Genomic DNA, 17,376 nt, shown 5'->3' on the forward strand with positions numbered 1-17,376 from the left:
GTGCAGAGAAGTCGGAGTCATTTGTGGCAATAACCGCAAGGGAGGAGAGCTGAAATATGCGTAAGCTGAGCGAGGTGCTGGTAAAGACGGGAGTTGAAATCTATCAGGACATGATTCGGGTTGCCTTGTACAGTGTGGCCAGTTCGGTGGTGCTTGTGCCCATCCTGCTGTTTGCGCCGCTGCCCGTAGCGTTACTGCTGCTTGTGGTCGCATACATGCCTGTGCTGTTTGGAGCCTGCTTTGCGATGCATCATCGGCTGGAACGCAAGGAGCAGCGGAACGGCCTGAAGGATATGTGGACAGGGGCGTTAAAGGGAATCGTCCCCGGAGGGATGGTTGGCGTACTGTTTGCTGTGTTAAGCTTCATTCTTTGGTCGACATGGTGGTACTACGGCGGCCAGGGAAGCATGTTGGGCATGGCGGTGATCGCATTTCAGACCTGTTTTGTGCTGATGGCGGCGCTTTCCCAGTTCTATACGTGGCAACTGGTCATTCAGAAGGATATGGGGATCGTGCAAGCGATGGGAGAGAGCGTCAAGCTGTTCTTCCGATATCCGGGATACACCATTGCTGCCGCATTTCAGGCATTGTGTCTTGCTGCGCTGCTCCTGTTAACCGTTGTGGGATATGGCGCGCTGTTTGCGGGCATGTTTGCCGTTTATCAGCATAAGGTGGCGCGAAATGTACTGGAGCCGGAGGAAGAACCTGCCGTACTGCAGGGTAATGACCATCAACCGTCCACTTGGTTTGGCCAGAGTCAAGGGAGTGCGCGATGAACGGAAGTGAAGGACGGCGTAAGATTCCGAGAAAGGATGTGGTGAAGGGTTTAGGCTCGCGCCTTACAAAGGCAGGAGTGGTTAAGCCGATGTCTTCCAAGGTTCGGACAGGAGTTGATCTGCTGGCGGAAGGTCTTTCCCATCCATGGATTACCGGTTCGCGCATCGGGTTGATCACCAATCCGACGGGCATTACATCCCATTTCAGGTCTACCATTGAAGTATGCGCCGGGCTGAAGGATGCCGAATTGGTGGCGCTTTATGCATGCGAGCATGGACTGGACGGCGAGCTGCAGGCAGGCGTACGTTTCGGAGATACACTGCATCCGAAGCTTGGCATTCCCGTGTTCAGCTTGTACGGAGAACAGAAAAAGCCCACACCCGCGATAATGGCTGGTGTAGATACGGTATTGTTCGATATCCAGGATGTCGGCATTCGGTATTACACCTATGCATCGACGCTGTTTCAAATGATGGAGACGTGCGCGCAGGCGGGCAAGCGACTGCTTGTGCTGGATCGTCCCAATCCGTTGGGCGGATGCATCGTGGAAGGTGGCGTTTTAAACGCGGGGTATGAATCGCTTGTGGGTGCCTGGCGCATGCCGGTACGCCATGGTATGACGGTTGGTGAACTGGCGTTGCTCGTCAACAGTGAGCTGGAACATCCTTGCGAGTTGGACGTGATCGCCATGGAGGGCTGGCGGCGCAAGATGTCCTTTGCCGATTGCGGGCTGCCATGGATGATGCCATCGCCGAACATGCCTACGCTGGACACGGTGCGGGTATACGCCGGAAGCTGTTTGCTGGAAGGTACCAACGTATCGGAGGGCAGGGGCACGACCCGCCCGTTCGAGTGGATCGGCGCACCATGGGTCGATGGTGAGCGACTGGCCGAGCGCGTTCGTCAGCATGGGTTAGAGGGAGTCCATTTGCATCCCGTGTACATGTCGCCGACCTTTTCCAAACATGCGGGTGAGTTGTGCGGAGGCGTTCGTATTTTCGTGACAGATCCGGAGAAATTCCGCGCAGCGGACATGGGCTTGGTGCTTTTGCATGAGCTGATTTCGCCTGCGCAAAATGAGTTTCGATGGCTGGAGCCGCCAAAATCGGGTTCGCGGTACTTCATTGACTTGTTGACCGGAGGAAGCGTTGTCCGGGAAAACATTCATGATCCTGGAGTCCTGGAACGACTCAGACGGGAGTGGAAGATGCAGGCGATGGCTTGGAATGAGCGCCGGCAGCCGTTTTTGCTTGGTTATGAATGGGATTAATGCGGAAGGGGACGAAGAGATGATGGAGCAGAATCAAAGCAGTCGAAGCCTGCTGAAGCAGATGACGTTGCGCGAGAAAATCGGGCAGATGCTGCTGTGCGGTTTTCACGGCACGGAAGCTTCCGGAGATATTAAGCGCCTGCTGACGGATTTCCCGATCGGCGGCGTGATCTATTTCGCGCGCAATGTGGAATCGCCGGAGCAGGTGGAGCGACTGTCGAAAGGATTGCAGCACATTGCCAGGGGCAGAGGGAATTTGCCGCTCTGGATATCCATCGACCAGGAGGGCGGTATGGTAGCGCGAATTACCGAGGGCATTGCGCTGATGCCGGGACAGATGGCGATTGCGGCAGCAGGCTCGCTCGAGGATGCGTACGAAGCCGCGCGTATCAGCGGCCTGGAACTGAAATCCATGGGCATTAACATGAACTTCGCCCCGGTACTGGACATCAACAACAATCCGGCTAATCCCGTAATCGGCGTACGTTCCTTCGGGGAAGAACCCGAGGCTGTAGCCGAATTCGGTGTACATACGATAAGAGGGCTGCAGGATGCGAGCCTTGCTGCAACGGCGAAACATTTTCCCGGTCATGGGGACACGGACATAGACTCCCACCTGGATCTTCCCGTCATCGCGCATGGGCGCGAACGGGTAGAACGCGTGGAGCTTGTTCCGTTTCGTGCCGCCATAGCGGCCGGCGTGGACGCGATGATGTCGGCGCATATTTATTTTCCGGCGCTGGAGCCGCAGCGGCTGCCAGTCACGTTATCTCCTGCCGTGCTGAGCGGACTGCTGCGCAAAGAGTTGGGATATGAGGGACTGATCGTTACGGATTGTATGGAGATGGATGCCATTGCCGTTCATTATGGGACGGTGGAGGCTGCGGTCATGGCCGTTGAAGCCGGAGCGGACCTCGTGTTGATCAGCCATACGGCAAAATTGCAGAGGGAGTCCTTCGGTGCGCTGGTACAGGCGGTAGAGAGCGGGAGAATTAGCGAAAAGCGCATCGACGAATCGGTCTTGCGGCTGCTCACATACAAAGCGAAGCGTGGACTGCTGCGGATGGATGCCGACGAGCCGGCAGCAGTGGCTGGCCGCGAAAAGGATAATGCCATGTCACTAGCTGCAGCTGCGCCTGAACAAGCAGAGCGCGTAGAGCGGGGCGATCGCTCGCATCTGGATGTGGCAAGGCGGATTAGCGAGAACAGCATTACGCTGGTTCGCGATGAAGAAGGAATGCTGCCGCTCAAGCTTGAGCGAACGCTGGTCATTACGGTGGCGACGGAGGTAACGACAAATGCTGACGAGCAGCTCGTCCAGGCACCGACGCTTGGTTCGGCACTTGCCGACTGTGGCCTTGAAGTAGTGGATCTGACGGCATCACCGGAAGACGTGGCGTCCGATTCAGCGCGTCTGCTTCAAGCCGCCGAAGATGGGGGGGTCAAGCAGATTGTGGTGGGCACTTACAATGCCGTCAATCCCTCAGGCGACCCGCAGCGCAGATTAATCGGCCGGCTAAACAGACTGGGCAAGCCGGTAGCAGTGGTGGCGCTGCGCAGCCCTTACGATCTGCTGGCCATTCCCGATGCATCGGTATATGTGGCCGCGTACGAGAGCAGGCCGCTGGCTATGCAGAGCATTGCACGCGCGCTGACGGGGCAGATTCCTTTTGCAGGGAAACTTCCGGTGTCTTTGAAATAGCACGTCGCTCTAATCGAACCATTACTGCGCTGCGGGAATCGAAAGAAAAGCTCGTTGCCATAGGCACCGGGCTTTTCATCGCACATCCAGATCCAGGTTCCGCGTTGGTTTAGCGAACAACCACTCGAAAACCGCAGTTCCCGGACGAGCTGTCTGGCGTATTCCCGGTTCGCGCAGCTACACGATACCGATTGCAATATGAATGGTGGCACAAATAAGAGCCGCCGCGCATCGAAACCTTGTCCGACATTCCTGCAAACAACGGATTGCACGTTTCGGTGATTTCATGATACCTGGGCGTGAAACGGTCGAGGCACCATTCCCATACGTTCCCGGCCATATTGTACAGACCGTATCCGTTGGGACGGTAGGCATCAACGGGTGCGGTTCCCGCGTAACCGTCTTCTGCAGTATTTTCAGTCGGGAATCGCCCTTGCCAAATGTTGCATTGATGCTCTCCGTCAAGCAGCAATTCGTTGCCCCATACGTACGTTTTGCCTTCCAATCCGCCTCTCGCTGCATATTCCCACTGTGCCTCGGTCGGCAGGATGGTGCCGGACCACGAGCAGTATGCCAAAGCATCGTTCCAACTGATGTGTACGACCGGGTGGTTCTCCCTCCCCTCAATAGAAGAATCCCTCCCTTCGGGGCGGTGCCAGCACGCGCCTTCCACGACGAGCCACCATGGCACGCCGTAAGGCACGCGCTGCACTTCGTTTCGAACCTTCTCCGACGCGAGCAATTCGAAAACGTAAGACCAGCCGAATTGCTCCGCTTCGGTCATGTAACCCGTCTCCTTGACGAATTCCTTGAAATCCCGATTAGTCACTGCATAGGGTGACATAAGGAAGCTATCCACTTCCACAATTCTGGCCGGCCCTTCGCCGTCCGAGGCGAAACCGTTCAGATCATTGGTTCCCATGACAAAGGTGCCGCCTTCGATGCGGACCATACGTTCCAGCAGTTCGGGCCGCACAGTTTCGACGCTGGTCCCCAGATCTGCATGATGATTGGGGAGCTGCACGGTCGCTGCAATGGCGGAATTCCGTTTTACGGAGCAGCAGCATCCGTTTTTCGATGGTTTCATCCGTGTTCATGCTCCTTTCGTTCAAGATATAACTATCATTCCCGGCGTGCGCGCCGGTGCGGGACCACGTCGCAAGTGGATTGGTAAAAATCAAGCATGCGCTCCTTCAAACGTTGCAATTCTTGCGCAAGGGAAGGATCGCTGATCCGGTTGCGGGTCTCTCCCGGATCGAGAACGAGATCGTATAACTCGTCTTGCTCATCAAGTCTGCGCACATACTTGAACCGATCCGTGCGGATCATCGTGGCTTTGGTATGCTCCGGTCCCTCGCTGCGCTGCGTTTCGCCCCTTGGCCAATACAGGCTGTGGGGGTCTTCGTTAAACGGCGTGGATTCGTTGCAGTGCGATTCGCCATGCAGTCGGCCGCCCTCACTGAAAACGGCGTCACGGTGCTCCGTCAACTGCCCGCTGATTACGCCGCGAAGGGAACGGCCGAAATGGGTGTACCCCTCGTCAATGCCTGCATAATCGTATACCGTAGCGCACAGATCGACCAGCTCAATCATGGCGTCGGAGATGCCTGGCCGTACCGGAACGCCTGCAGGAGGTTTGACGATAAAGGGGACGCGGGTCAGGCAATCCTCAAACGTGTTTTGCGTTTTTTCCACCAGCCCGTAGTCCCCTGTGAAATCGCCGTGGTCCGAGAAAAAGAAAATGGCCGTATCCTCGTACATTCCCGTATCCTTCAGAGCCTGGACAAGCAGGCCGAACTGCTCGTCTACTCTGGCGCACATGGCGTAATACGTTGCTCGCAGCTCGTCCCAGCGCTGCTCGGTCCAACCGTGCAGCTGCATCCTCTCCCGCAGTCCGGTTAACATGGACGGTTTGCCTTCCCAGACCGGCTCGGCGACGCGGGGCGGCAGCAAGGAACGGTCAATCGAACCGTACCATGGCTCTTCTACGGCATAAGGAGGGTGCGGGTACAGGATCGGCAAATAAATGCATACAGGCTGATCCGACCGGGCTTCCCGAATCAGATTAATCGCTCCGTGGATATGAGCCCAATCCGAGTCGGGATAATAGTCTTCCCCGTCCCCTTTGTCGATGTTGCCGACGTAAAACGAATAGAACGTATCCTCTTCCGGTTTGCCGCGCCTCCAATCCGGTCCGAACATGCGTCTCGTTGTGTCGGGCGGAACATACTTGACGTCGCAATATTCGCCATAGCCCGATTCGGGATCGACCAGATCGTTTTTCCCACCCCACCATACGTAATAACCAGCCTCTTTCAGCTTTTGCAGCAGCATGGGTTCATCCGGCTTGAGCATATGGTACATGGTCCGATGGCCCCTGACGTGCGGATACCACCCCGTCATAAAGGAGCAGCGGCTTGGCGTGCAGACTGGGTTCTGACAAAAAGCGTGACTGAACGATACGGCATCTTCGGCTACGAAACGGTCCAAATGCGGCGTTCGTGCTGCCGGATTTCCGAGATGGCCGAGCACATCGCCCCGCCATTGGTCCGGATTGAACAGGATGATATGCGGACGCTTCGGTTTCGCGGTCATGGACGATGCTCCTTTTCGCCTTCGGAAGCCGATTCCCCGGAATACGGCACTTTTGCTTCGCGGCGTGCGTTCGGTTCGAGTCCCAATCGTTCATATTGCTCGATCGGCGCATCGTTCTCTTGCATAAGACGGATGAGCAAAGCAACCATTTTGGCCTCAAGTTGTGCATCCTCGATTGGATGCTCCTGTCGCGGGTCCGTTTCCAGGTCGAACAACAGCGAGCCGAACTGATGCAGCGTTCCCCGGCCTGCGCTCCTTATTTTCAAGACCTGTGCTCCTTTGGTAAACGGAAGTGGTCCGGCAAGCTCCATGTCCTGCAGCTCGGAAGGGGAGAAGCGGCTTCGCATATGCGTGGGCATCAGGGTGTAGTCGAACAGCGGCTGGTTGTCCTCGCTTGCGGCTGCTCTCATATATACGTAACGCCCGTCTGTAGCGCATACGTGGCCGCCATGCAATCCGAACAGCGCCGCTTCGCGCACAGGTTGATCGCTGGTTATGGTAGCGCGAAGGGATTGACCATGCATATCGGATGTAGGCTGCACGCCGAAATAATCGAGCAGCGTTACAGGCAGGTCGATGGTTTGAACAAGGCTGTTTCGCCGTTCCCCCTGAACGTTGCTGCGCGGGTCCCAGATAAACAGCGGCGTGTGGGCGACCTCGTTATAGAAGGGCTGCACGCATTTGGCCCAATGTCCGTGCTCGCCAAGCAAGAAGCCATGATCCGTATTCACGATAAGCAATGTATCTTTCCACAGATCCAGCTCGTCCATGACATCCAGCACTTTCCCAAGATGGTCATCACACATGGTGAGCAGGGCCGCATAACGATGCCGCATGCGCTCCACCTCGTCATCCGTTTCCTTCACGGGTCCGTAAGCCGGCCAATCGTTTCCACGATCCCCGATCAGCTTCGGATACAAGTTGCGGAACGATTCCGGACTGTAGAACGGTTCGTGCGGATCGAACGTCTCCAGCTGCAGGAACCAGCGTTCTTGACCAGCGTTGCGGCGGATGAAGTCGATACCCAGCTCAAAGGTCTGTGCCTGCGGAAATTGCTCCTCGGAAACGATGTGTTTGCGATTGATCCGGTCGTGATGAACAATTTTCTGGTACGTTAACGGGATGCCCGATCCCGCTCTTCCTTGGGTAGCCTCCTCGCTTACCTCACCTTTCCAAGGGTCTCCTTCCTGGCCGCGAACGAATTCAAAGCTCTCATATCTGGGGTGATATGTTCCTCCCCCGTCTTCCCAATAATGTTGGTGATCCGTGACCAAATGAGTGTACACTCCTGCTTGCCCAAGCAGCTCGATGGCGGAATCGTCGAACGGTTCCAGCGGGCCCCAGCTTCGGTGCAGGAAATTATGCCGAGCTGTGTGCAGTTCCCGGCGGGCCGGCATGCAGGGCATGCTGCCGATATAACTGTTCAGGAAAACGGCGCTGCGCCGGGCAAGCCTGTCGAAATGAGGCGTTTGTACCCAATCGGGCGCGCCGTAGGGGGAGAGCATATGCCGATTTAACGTGTCGAACATGACCATGATTGCTTTCATGCAAAAATCATCCTTTCACACCCGAGGATACCACGCTGCGGATGAATTGTTTTTGGAATAGGAAAAAGGCAACGACGATGGGCAAAGACACCATCAGTGTAGCGGCCATCAACAGGTTGTATTGCACCTGATATTCGCCCCGGAAAACTTGAAGGCCCAGCTGGATTGTTCGCATGGACGGGCTGCTGGTGTAGATGAGCGGGTGAAAGAAGTCGTTCCACACCGCAACGAATTTGAAAATGCCAAGTGTACCGAGCAGCGGCCCGCTCAGCGGGATATAGATGTAGAAAAACAATCTCAGAATACCGGCTCCGTCAATATATGCCGCTTCATCCAGCGCCTTCGGCACCTGCTGGAAAAATTGCCGTGCCATAAAGATGCCGAACGCTCCGGATAACTCGGGAATGATCAAGGCATAGTAGCTGTCCAGCCAGCCGGTCCCACCGCTTCCAAGCCAGTCGTTCCCGCCGAAGAATGGAACAGACTTCAGCAGCAGGAATTGGGGGATGACCGTGACTTGGGCCGGAATCATGAGGCCGAGCAGCAGCAGCAGGAACATGAACTGGCTTCCTCGGAAGCGGAGCCTGGCGAAAGCAAATCCGGCAAGGGTATTTAACAAAAGGCTGCCCCCTACAGCTGCAGCAGTAACGATAGCACTATTGCGGAAAAAGAGACCCCATTCCGCCATGCCCAACGCCCGGACGTAATTATCGAATTGCAAGCCGGAAGGCAAGATGGTCGTTCTGCCCAATCCAAACTCGTCATCCCCCTTCAAGGAGGTGAAGACAAGCACCAGGAGCGGCAGAATAGACAGCGCGGTGACGAAAGCGAGTGCGGCATAGGCTGAAATTCGTTCGAATGTTGTCGGTTTCATGTCATTCTCCTAATCTGAGGCAGAATTTCGTCCGCCCATCCAGTATTGCAGCAGCGTGACAGCCAGCGTGACCAGCAGCAAAAAGACGGCCATCGCCGAAGCGTATCCCATGCGGTATTCTTGGAAGCTGGCATTGACGATCTGGCTGACGATCGTTGTGCTCGAATTGGCAGGACCGCCGCCGGTCAGAATGTATACCAGATCGAAAACCTGAAACGACCGAATGGTTGCAATGATAAACAGGAACAACAGCATGGGCTTCAGAAGGGGAATCGTGATGTGAAAAAACTGACGTAATCCGGAAGCGCCATCGAGCGCGGCGGCTTCATACAGGCTGACCGATATGCCTTGAATACCGCCGAGCAGCACGATCATGCAAAATCCGATGCCTGTCCATATGCCAATCACGATGATGGAAGCAAGGGACGTATCCGGGCTATTCAGCCAGTTGCGTCCGGCAACGCCCATGAAAGAAAGCCAGCGGTTCACCGGCCCGCTGGACGGATCCAGCAGCCATAGCCATGTCATGGCAACGGCAACGGAAGACAATGTGCCGGGCAAGTAGATCAAAGCCCGGAAGAGGGGCAGCAGCTTTAGGCGCATGGACATGAGCACAGCCAGAACAAGGCCGATGGCCATCGAGGGCAATACGGTGCCGAGCCAGTACCATGCGGTGTTGCCCACCGATTTGGCGAACAGCGGATCTTGGAGCAGGCGTGCATAATTGTCGAGCCCTTTCCATACGGGAGGCTGCAGCATGGAGTAGTCAGTGAAGCTCAGGTAGACGATCCAGGCGATTGGAATCAGCCCAAACCATACGAATAGCAGCATGCTCGGAAAAACGAACAGATACGGGAAAACGCGATTCAAGCCTTTATTCATCGTTACACGTCCTTTGGGCCATGGAGATGCCCCTAATCCAGCCATGATACCGAATTAGGGTGCTCATGTTTACTTGATGGACTTGATTTCGTCCCGCGCAAGCTCGGCGTTGGCAGTCAAAGCATCTTCCGCCGATTTGGAGCCATTATAGGCTTCTTCGAGGGCCGTTCTCAGATATTTGATGTTTACTGACCAGTATTTGGAGGCGATATACCCTTGTGCATCGTTCATCGCTTCATAGATCACTTGATTTTGCGGGAAGTTCGTCAGATATTCGTCTCGAATGGATTGCAAAGGCGGAAGTGCTCCGGTCTTGGAAGTATAAGCCATTTGATTGTCCGGGCTGAACCAGAACTTGATGAAAGTCCAAGCTTCCTCCGGATGTTTGGAAGCCTTGGCTGCTGTCAGGAACGTGCCCAGCATCAGCGATGTGCGTTCTCCGTTCGGTCCTGCTGGCGGAAGCGCCCACTCCACCTGCTCCTTTCCGATGGATTGAATCAAGGATGCGGTATTGGAAGGAGAGACGAATGCCATCGCGGCCTGACCTTGAGCGAAAGGTGTCCCTCCGGTCTGCTGCTGATTGCTTGCCGTGAATACACCCGCTTTGTATAGCTCGACCAGTTTCTCAACCAGAGCGATGGAGGTTTCCGAATCAAAGGTCGGATTGCCTTCCTTGTCGTAAAAATTCTCTCCGTATAGGAGCAGGAGGGATAGATAGGATTGCTCTCCGTTGCTCGTCTGAATATCCAAGCCGGAGCGTACCGTCTGGCCGTTTTGCACGACTTTCAACCGAACGGCGTACTGGAACAGCTCATCGAGGGTTTGCGGCGGAGATTCCGGATCCAGGCCGGCTTCGGCCAAATAATCTTTACGCCATGCCAGTGGGCGCAGATCCGGTATCAACAGCCCGTATTGTCCATTCTCCCACTGGCCTGCTTTGAGGATATCGGGGTAGAAGTCGGTTGTCCCTTCCCACTGGTCTTTGTCGATGTATGGCTGCAGGTTCAGATATTTGCCCTGATCTACCGTGGAAATGAGCTGACCGAAGCCGAGACCATGCACATCCGGTTGCGTTCCACCGGAGTACGCGACGGCAAGTTTCTGGAAATATTGGTCCCAAGGGACAGAGGTTAGATTTACCTTAATATTTGGGTTCTGCTCCTCGAACGTTTCGATAGACGCCTTTACAGCGTTTACAGTCACCTGATCCGTCCCCGGAAACCAGAAGCTCAGTGAAATTTGTCCAGCGTTCTCTACCTTATCGGTGCTGGAAGCGTTAGGTTGGCCACTGCTCGTCAGACCGCATCCGGCAAGCAGCAGACTTAAGGCGGTCATTGTCAGGATGGCGCGAATGAGTGAATTTGCTTTCAACATGTTTCCCCCCAGATATGTTCGTCATCGTCGTTTACAGTCTGCGTGCTTCTCCGTACGTACGGTCAAAACACATATCAAGTATTCCGACTGAAATACTTGATTTTTGAATATTTAATGCCTATGATTATAGCATTCAGAGGTACAAGCGTATGTACTCAAAAAACGTAAATCGTTACCCATTATGCAGATTTGCACAATTAAGAATAGGGAGGGAGGATGTTGCAGAGAACCGTCCCTGCTGTCGATTCCATCTCAAAGGACCGGATTGACCGCTGGCATTCCCAGACCCGCCAGAGTCTTGAATTCGAGACTCGAAACTTGCTGGAACAGCTTTCCATCCAGATCCGATGGCTCAAGGAGTGGGATGTGCGGGAAGGCCATTCCGGCCGGTTTGTTTTCCCGTATACCGCCATTTGGCTGGTTACCGGAGGAAAAGCAACCATCCTGTACGATCAAACCCCTTACATCATCGGAAAAGGGGACATTGTATGCATTCCTCCTCAAACTTGCCAGTCGTGGCAGAGCATTGATGATTCGGAACCTTTTCATTATTATGCGTTTGCTTTGGAGGCCAAGATCGGGCTTCTGGATTTCATTCGCCTGTACCGTTTTCCAAGGGTAGCGTCTGCGGTTGATCCGTCCGCCTTCGGCAAACTGCTGCAATCATGGCACAACGTCGCCGATCAATGCATGTCGTACACCGAAACGATAAAGGAAGAGCGGGTGAACGGATTGCAGCAAGCGAGGTTGGACACGAACCAGGCCATCCAGTATTTGAAGATGCAAACGCTGGGCTTGTCGTGGCTGCTCCAACTGTTCGAGACGCTGCGTTCCTTTTTGCCTGAACGACCTGTAATGTACGACCACCGGATTTTCCAAATATGCAATTACGTCGCGGCGCATTTGTCCGATCCGATGACGCTGGATGATCTGGCGGAGCGTGCCGCTCTCGGCAAGGAGCAATTCAGGTCCCTGTTCCAGCAGACGCTCGGGACGTCGCCCATGAAATATGTGCAATTGATGCGCATGCAGCGAGCCAAGGAGCTGCTTTCGTTGACCGTCTATCCGATCAAGGATATCTCGGCGCAGGTCGGGTTCGAGAGCCAACACCATTTCTCGCGTGCCTTTCGCAAACATGCAGGCATATCACCGCTGGAGTATCGCAGGCATCATACGGAGTAGCATGAACGCAAAAAAGACGATCCCCGGGAGGATCGTCTTTTTTGCGTTCATGCTGATTATTGGGAATCGGTATTATTGCAATTGCAGAGCTTGGGCCGTTCGGGATTCCACCTCGTCCATCAAGGCAGTCATGTCCATGCCTGCATGGTTGCCCAGCAGAATGATAGTCACATCATCGGACAAGTTGCGCGAGAGGGCTGTGGAGAAACCGCCGCCGCTACCGTTATGAAAGACCGTTCTTTTGTCGCCGTTCTCCTTGAGGATCCAGGCGTAACCGTAGTTTTTGTCCGAGTACGGTTCGTACATCGTTTCGATCGTATCCTGGCTCAGGATCTGGTCTGTATACAGTGCGCGGTCCCATTTCAGCAGGTCGTCTACGGTGGAATAGATCGTGCCCGAACCCGACTGGGATACGTAATAAGGGGCCTCGACCCATTCTCCGCCGTCCTGCACGAACCCGCTGATCGTATTCACTTTAGGGGATGCTTCGCCGGAGTTTTTCATGTCCAGCGGTTTCAAAATCGTTTGCTGCACGTAATGGGCATAGCTCATGCCGGATACTTGTTCAATAACATAGGCGAGCAGTACGTATCCGCTGTTGCTGTACAAATAGGCAGAGCCCGGTTCGAATTTCAGCGTTTTATGGCGAATTTCTTCCACAGTCTCTTCAAGGGTGGTGCCTTCGCCACGGCCGAAAGCGGATGGCAGGCCTGACGTTTGGGATAACAGCATATGGAGGGTGATTTTGTCTCCCTCCGGTATGCTGGAAATATATTTGGAGATCGGGTCCTGCACATCCAGCTTTCCTTTTTCCGCCAAACTGAGAATGGAGGCTGCCGTAAACGATTTGCTCAGGGAAGCGATGCGCGTTTTCCGGTCAGGACGATTCAGCGTGTGCGCATCGGCAAGACCATATCCCTGCCGAAGCAATACTTCGCCTTTATGAGCAATGAGCGCGATGCCGGGAAACTGGATTTCGCGCAAGTAGTCGTCCACGCCGGCGACTTCGCTGTGAAGCAGGCTGACTTGGTCCGATCTGATGCTGACTCGCATTTGTCCCCCATCCGTACGCCCTACGTGAATATCTGCCTTGAGCGCATTCGCCATCATGCGTACAGGCAGCATCAACGTTCCGTTCAGGTTGCGGGAGTGAGTGGCAGCCTTCATCTGTAAGCCATTGACCTCGATCACATCGGTCCCTGCCTTGTGGACCAGCGTGTCCCGGCCTGAGGTGATGGTGGCCGACTGGGTCCGTTGATCCCATTTCAAAGAACCTTGTAACGATTGAACGACATCGCGCAATGGAACAAACGTCGTGCCTTGAATGATAAGCGGTTTGTTTTTCCAAAGCTGCTGAATGCCATCGACCTCAATGTAAACATCCTTTGTGCTTTGCGCGGCCGCTGCTGGCGAAGTCTGACCGATCCATGCCGGGGAAGCGACCAGAACAAAGGCGAGCAGGATGCGCAATACGGGCGAAAATACAGAAATAACGCCGTCCTGCACCTGAAGCTTGCGTAAAATTCGAATCCTCTCCTTCCAAACGTTTCATGTTTGTCCAACTTTAAGGGTTATTGTAAACGATCTTGGAAAGGGGGTCAAAAAAGCGGTCACAATCTGCAAAGTGGGGCGGGCAACTCATCTATTGGATTACTTGCTGAAAGGGCATGCCGATATTTCATGAAACCATTTTGCTGCATCCATAATGTTTTCATGGAAACTGTCCGATAAATGAAAGGTGAAGCTAAACGATGGAGGCTATTTTATAATGAAGAAAAAGATACAAGGCTGGCTGAGGCCAACCGTAAAAAAACGGCTAGTCGCCGTATTGCTCCTATTTCTGATCGTGCCCAGCGTAACGGTGGGGTGGTTATCCTATCTGAAAGCGGCGGAAAGGGTTCATGAGGAACTTGTATCCACGGCACATGCCAAAGCGGAAATGTTGAACTTTCAAATTACCCAAATGCTGGACATGGAGAAACAAAACGCGGCGCAGCTTGCTGCCGGGGTATCTTCGAAAGACGTTATCGATAAATCGCCTGCCCTTCAACGAAAGATGGACCAGATGTCCGCTGCCCATGAGGAGCTTGGCGTATTGACAATTGGGGCAGAAGACGGCAGCTGGATGAAATCCCCGGACCCGGGCAGTCAGGTTTATGATCCACGCGAACGCAGCTGGTACAAAATGGCGATGGCGAGCGATGAACCGATCATCTCGGATACGTTTCAATCTGTAACGACTGGAGAGTGGGTAGTAACCGCAGCAGTCAAGCTGCCTGACGGAAAAGGCGCGTTCGGGGCCAACGTCAGTCTCAATCATTTGAAAGCCTCGGTCGAAGAGGTGCACATCGGTAAAGCGGGCAAGCTGTACATGCTGGATAATGGCGGAAAATTCCTGTTCCATTATGATATTGAATCAGGAAGTCAGTCCGACCAGAGCTACATCAATGAAATGTACACCCAGGAACGCGGAACCGTGAGTTATACGTATAACGGGCAGGACATGATCGCCGTGTACGATACCAATCCGGTGACAGGGTGGAAAATCGTTGGTGAGCTGGTCGCTTCCGAAGCGCAAGAGGCCGTAAGGCCGATTATGATTCGTACGTATACACTGGTCGGAAGTGCCCTGATCATTGGCCTTGTTGTGCTTGTTTTCGTGATTCGCAGCATCCATAGACCTTTGGCACAACTGACGGAGGCGGCATCCAAAGTAAGCTCCGGCGACTTAACCGTGCAGGTAGGGTTGAAGCGCAAGGACGAGTTCGGCAAGCTTGGAGACAGCTTCGATGCGATGACCTCATCGCTGCGCGGCGTACTGGGCGAAGTGCATGATACGTCAAGCCAGTTGGCGGCGTCATCCGAACAGTTGATGGCGAGTTCCGAGCAAACCTCCAGGGCTACCGAGCAGGTTGCCGAACTGATGCAGGATGCCGCGACGGGAACGGGGAAACAAAATGACAGTCTCGCGGCTACGGGACAGCTTGTGGAAGAAATGTCCCATGGCGTCAAAGAGATTTCGGCAAGCGCGGAGGATGCGGCACGGATCGCCGGGGAAGCTTCAGCGAAATCGGAAGCAGGCATGGTTACGGTGGAAGAGGCCGTGGCGCATATCCGGCAGGTGAATGGCGAAAGCGAAGCCGTATCGGCGGTGATTGAGGATCTGCGTTCCAAAAACGATGAGATCGTCGCGATCGTTGCCGATATTACGGCGATTGCGAAGCAGACGAACATTCTGGCGCTTAATGCGTCGATCGAAGCCGCACGAGCCGGCGAGCATGGCCGGGGATTTGCGGTTGTTGCCGAAGAAGTGAAGTCCTTGGCCCAACATTCCGGCCGTTCCGCCGGACGCATCAGCGAACTGATGCGTGAGATGCATGAAAAAACGGATGCGGTGCATTCGGCTTTTGCCCGGACAGGAGAAGGCATGCTTAAGGGTTCCGCTTTGATCACGGAAGCGGGCGAAGCTTTCCACACTATCCGAAGCGCCGTGCAGCAAGTTGCCGCGCAGGTCCAGGAGGTATCCACGGCGTCCCGAGCCATTGATGGGGGAATGGGCCATGTGACCAAAGCCGTCAACGATACGATTCAGCTGTCAGACCAGATCGCTGCCGGTACAGAGGATGGATCTGCCGCCGCCCAGCAGCAATTGGCCACGATGGAAGAGGTGGCAGCCTCTTCGGCTGCGTTGTCCAAGATGGCGGAAGATTTGCAAGAGATGATTGAACGATTCAAGTTGTAGCAAACATGGCGCAAGTCGTCGCAAAAACATGACAGAACCGCAGGGAGCAGAAATCCCTGCGGTTTTTTCGATTTGAGCTTTGGGGAAACCATGATCCGAGTGATGCGTCTTGCGTGAGTTGGAATTGGGATACAGCTTGTTTTTGGAGTTGTGTTTGACAATTAATAAACAAAACAATAAAATGTCTATAAATAAACAAACGATTAGGCGGTTATTTTATGGAAAATATAGAATCTTTGCTGCAGGCCGCTTCCCTGGAAGAGATTAAGCGGGGATATCGACAGCAGGGAGAAGTTTTTGTATGCGTCTGCTGCGGCTACCAAACCGAGTCGGGAATTGTTTACCCGGAAGACGGGGTGCTCTATGAATCGGAACGATATATGCGTGTGCACATCGAGAAAGTCCATGGGTCGGTATTTGAGTATTTGCTGGGGCTGGACAAAAGCGTCAACGGACTTTCCGACGTGCAGCGCGGCCTGCTTGGTCAGTTTTATGAGGGAAAAAAGGATGCCGAGGTGCAAGCGGCCCTCGGGATCGGCAGTGCATCGACCATACGCAATCATCGGTTTACGCTGAGGGAAAAGGAACGGCAGGCCAAAATTTTTTTGGCTCTTATGGAACTGCTTCGAAGCAAGGATACCCACAAGCCTGCTGAGCTGGCGCAGCCCGTTACACGCAAGATGAGCATGATTGACGCGTCTTTGTTCGACATTTCCGAGCAGGATCGGGAAAAGGTGCTTCTCAAATATTTTCCGGAAGGTACGGACGGTCCGCTGGCCAGCTTTCACATGCAGCAGAAACATAAATACATTGTGCTTTGCGAAATCGCGAGGCGTTTTGAACCCGGAAGGACGTATACCGAGAAACAGGTGAATGAACTGTTGGGACGGGTGTACCCCGATTACGCGGAGATCAGGAGATATCTGGTCGACTACGCGCTGTTGGATCGCAAGCAGGATGGCAGCGAATATTGGTTGCGTGACTTGGGGGAAAGTTCACAAAATAACGTCAAAGCGGCGAAAGGTGCAGCGAAAGGAGAGAAAAAAGGAATGAATCGACGCAAAGAACTGCAGGAGCAGGCCAAAGAAGTCAAAATCGAAGCAGGTATATATTGTATCCGCAATGAACGTAACGGGAAGGTGTTCGTAGACAGCACGCCGAATCTGAAAACGATAAACGGACAGAAATTCATGCTCCAGATGGGCACACACCTCAATCGCCAGCTTCAGGCCGAATGGAAGGAGTACGGCGAGCAGGCATTTACGATCGAAGTACTCGAGGTGTTAAAAAAAGAAGATAACCCGTATTTCGATGCCAAGGATGCTCTTGCCAAATTGCTGAAACGTTGGATGGAACAGCTCGAGCCTTACGGCGACAAGGGATACCATAGTTGACTTGGGCAAGCAAAAGGGTAAAACGTACAAAAGGTCT

At 54.1% G+C, this 17,376-nt stretch carries 13 protein-coding genes; 6 read left to right on the forward strand and 7 right to left on the reverse strand.

What is annotated here, in order from left to right:
- The first annotated feature begins 56 nt into the window (after positions 1-56).
- From RSX24_RS31100 to nagZ, 3 genes are all read left to right on the forward strand, one after another.
- Complete coding sequence (locus RSX24_RS31100; protein WP_343262764.1) at positions 57-776, forward strand: hypothetical protein; 720 nt, start codon at positions 57-59, stop codon at positions 774-776.
- A gap of 89 nt (positions 777-865) precedes the next feature.
- Complete coding sequence (locus tag RSX24_RS31105; RefSeq protein WP_343262765.1) at positions 866-2,047, forward strand: exo-beta-N-acetylmuramidase NamZ family protein; 1,182 nt, start codon at positions 866-868, stop codon at positions 2,045-2,047.
- A 19-nt stretch (positions 2,048-2,066) separates the two neighbouring features.
- The gene (nagZ, locus tag RSX24_RS31110) at positions 2,067-3,749 is read left to right on the forward strand and encodes a beta-N-acetylhexosaminidase (RefSeq protein WP_343262766.1); all 1,683 of its coding nucleotides are present in this window, start codon (positions 2,067-2,069) and stop codon (positions 3,747-3,749) included.
- Between the two features lie 109 nt (positions 3,750-3,858).
- Here the strand turns inward: nagZ and RSX24_RS31115 are convergent, their stop codons facing one another.
- The 6 genes from RSX24_RS31115 to RSX24_RS31140 all read right to left on the reverse strand — a co-directional run bounded on the left by RSX24_RS31115 (position 3,859) and on the right by RSX24_RS31140 (position 11,021).
- On the reverse strand, positions 3,859-4,836 hold the full coding sequence (locus tag RSX24_RS31115) for a formylglycine-generating enzyme family protein (RefSeq protein WP_343262767.1): 978 nt from the start codon (positions 4,834-4,836) through the stop codon (positions 3,859-3,861).
- 35 nt (positions 4,837-4,871) lie between these two features.
- Complete coding sequence (locus tag RSX24_RS31120; RefSeq protein WP_343262768.1) at positions 4,872-6,344, reverse strand: sulfatase family protein; 1,473 nt, start codon at positions 6,342-6,344, stop codon at positions 4,872-4,874.
- A complete protein-coding gene (locus RSX24_RS31125; RefSeq protein WP_343262769.1) occupies positions 6,341-7,891 on the reverse strand; it encodes a sulfatase in 1,551 nt (516 codons plus the stop codon). Before RSX24_RS31125 ends, RSX24_RS31120 begins: the two co-directional genes overlap by 4 nt.
- A gap of 7 nt (positions 7,892-7,898) precedes the next feature.
- Positions 7,899-8,765 carry a carbohydrate ABC transporter permease gene (locus tag RSX24_RS31130; protein WP_343262770.1) on the reverse strand — a complete coding sequence of 289 codons (867 nt, stop codon included), beginning with the start codon at positions 8,763-8,765 and terminating at the stop codon, positions 7,899-7,901.
- A gap of 9 nt (positions 8,766-8,774) precedes the next feature.
- Positions 8,775-9,647: a carbohydrate ABC transporter permease gene (locus RSX24_RS31135; protein WP_236421448.1), complete on the reverse strand. Its 873-nt coding sequence runs from the start codon at positions 9,645-9,647 to the stop codon at positions 8,775-8,777.
- 69 nt (positions 9,648-9,716) lie between these two features.
- Positions 9,717-11,021: an ABC transporter substrate-binding protein gene (locus tag RSX24_RS31140; RefSeq protein WP_343262771.1), complete on the reverse strand. Its 1,305-nt coding sequence runs from the start codon at positions 11,019-11,021 to the stop codon at positions 9,717-9,719.
- 216 nt (positions 11,022-11,237) lie between these two features.
- Here RSX24_RS31140 and RSX24_RS31145 point away from each other — a divergent pair, with 216 nt between their 5' ends.
- On the forward strand, positions 11,238-12,203 hold the full coding sequence (locus RSX24_RS31145; RefSeq protein WP_236421446.1) for an AraC family transcriptional regulator: 966 nt from the start codon (positions 11,238-11,240) through the stop codon (positions 12,201-12,203).
- Between the two features lie 72 nt (positions 12,204-12,275).
- Here RSX24_RS31145 and RSX24_RS31150 read toward each other — a convergent pair whose 3' ends face one another.
- Positions 12,276-13,709, reverse strand: coding sequence for a serine hydrolase domain-containing protein (locus tag RSX24_RS31150; RefSeq protein WP_343262772.1), 1,434 nt, complete (start codon positions 13,707-13,709; stop codon positions 12,276-12,278).
- 262 nt (positions 13,710-13,971) lie between these two features.
- Here RSX24_RS31150 and RSX24_RS31155 point away from each other — a divergent pair, with 262 nt between their 5' ends.
- Both RSX24_RS31155 and RSX24_RS31160 read left to right on the forward strand, forming a co-directional pair.
- Positions 13,972-15,945, forward strand: a complete 1,974-nt coding sequence (locus RSX24_RS31155) for a methyl-accepting chemotaxis protein (RefSeq protein ID WP_343262773.1) — start codon at positions 13,972-13,974, stop codon at positions 15,943-15,945.
- A 218-nt stretch (positions 15,946-16,163) separates the two neighbouring features.
- Positions 16,164-17,339, forward strand: coding sequence for a DUF2087 domain-containing protein (locus RSX24_RS31160; protein WP_343262774.1), 1,176 nt, complete (start codon positions 16,164-16,166; stop codon positions 17,337-17,339).
- The last annotated feature ends 37 nt before the right edge of the window (positions 17,340-17,376 follow it).

Source organism: Paenibacillus hubeiensis, from assembly GCF_032334105.1.
GTDB classification, from domain to species: Bacteria; Bacillota; Bacilli; order Paenibacillales; family Paenibacillaceae; genus Paenibacillus; species Paenibacillus hubeiensis.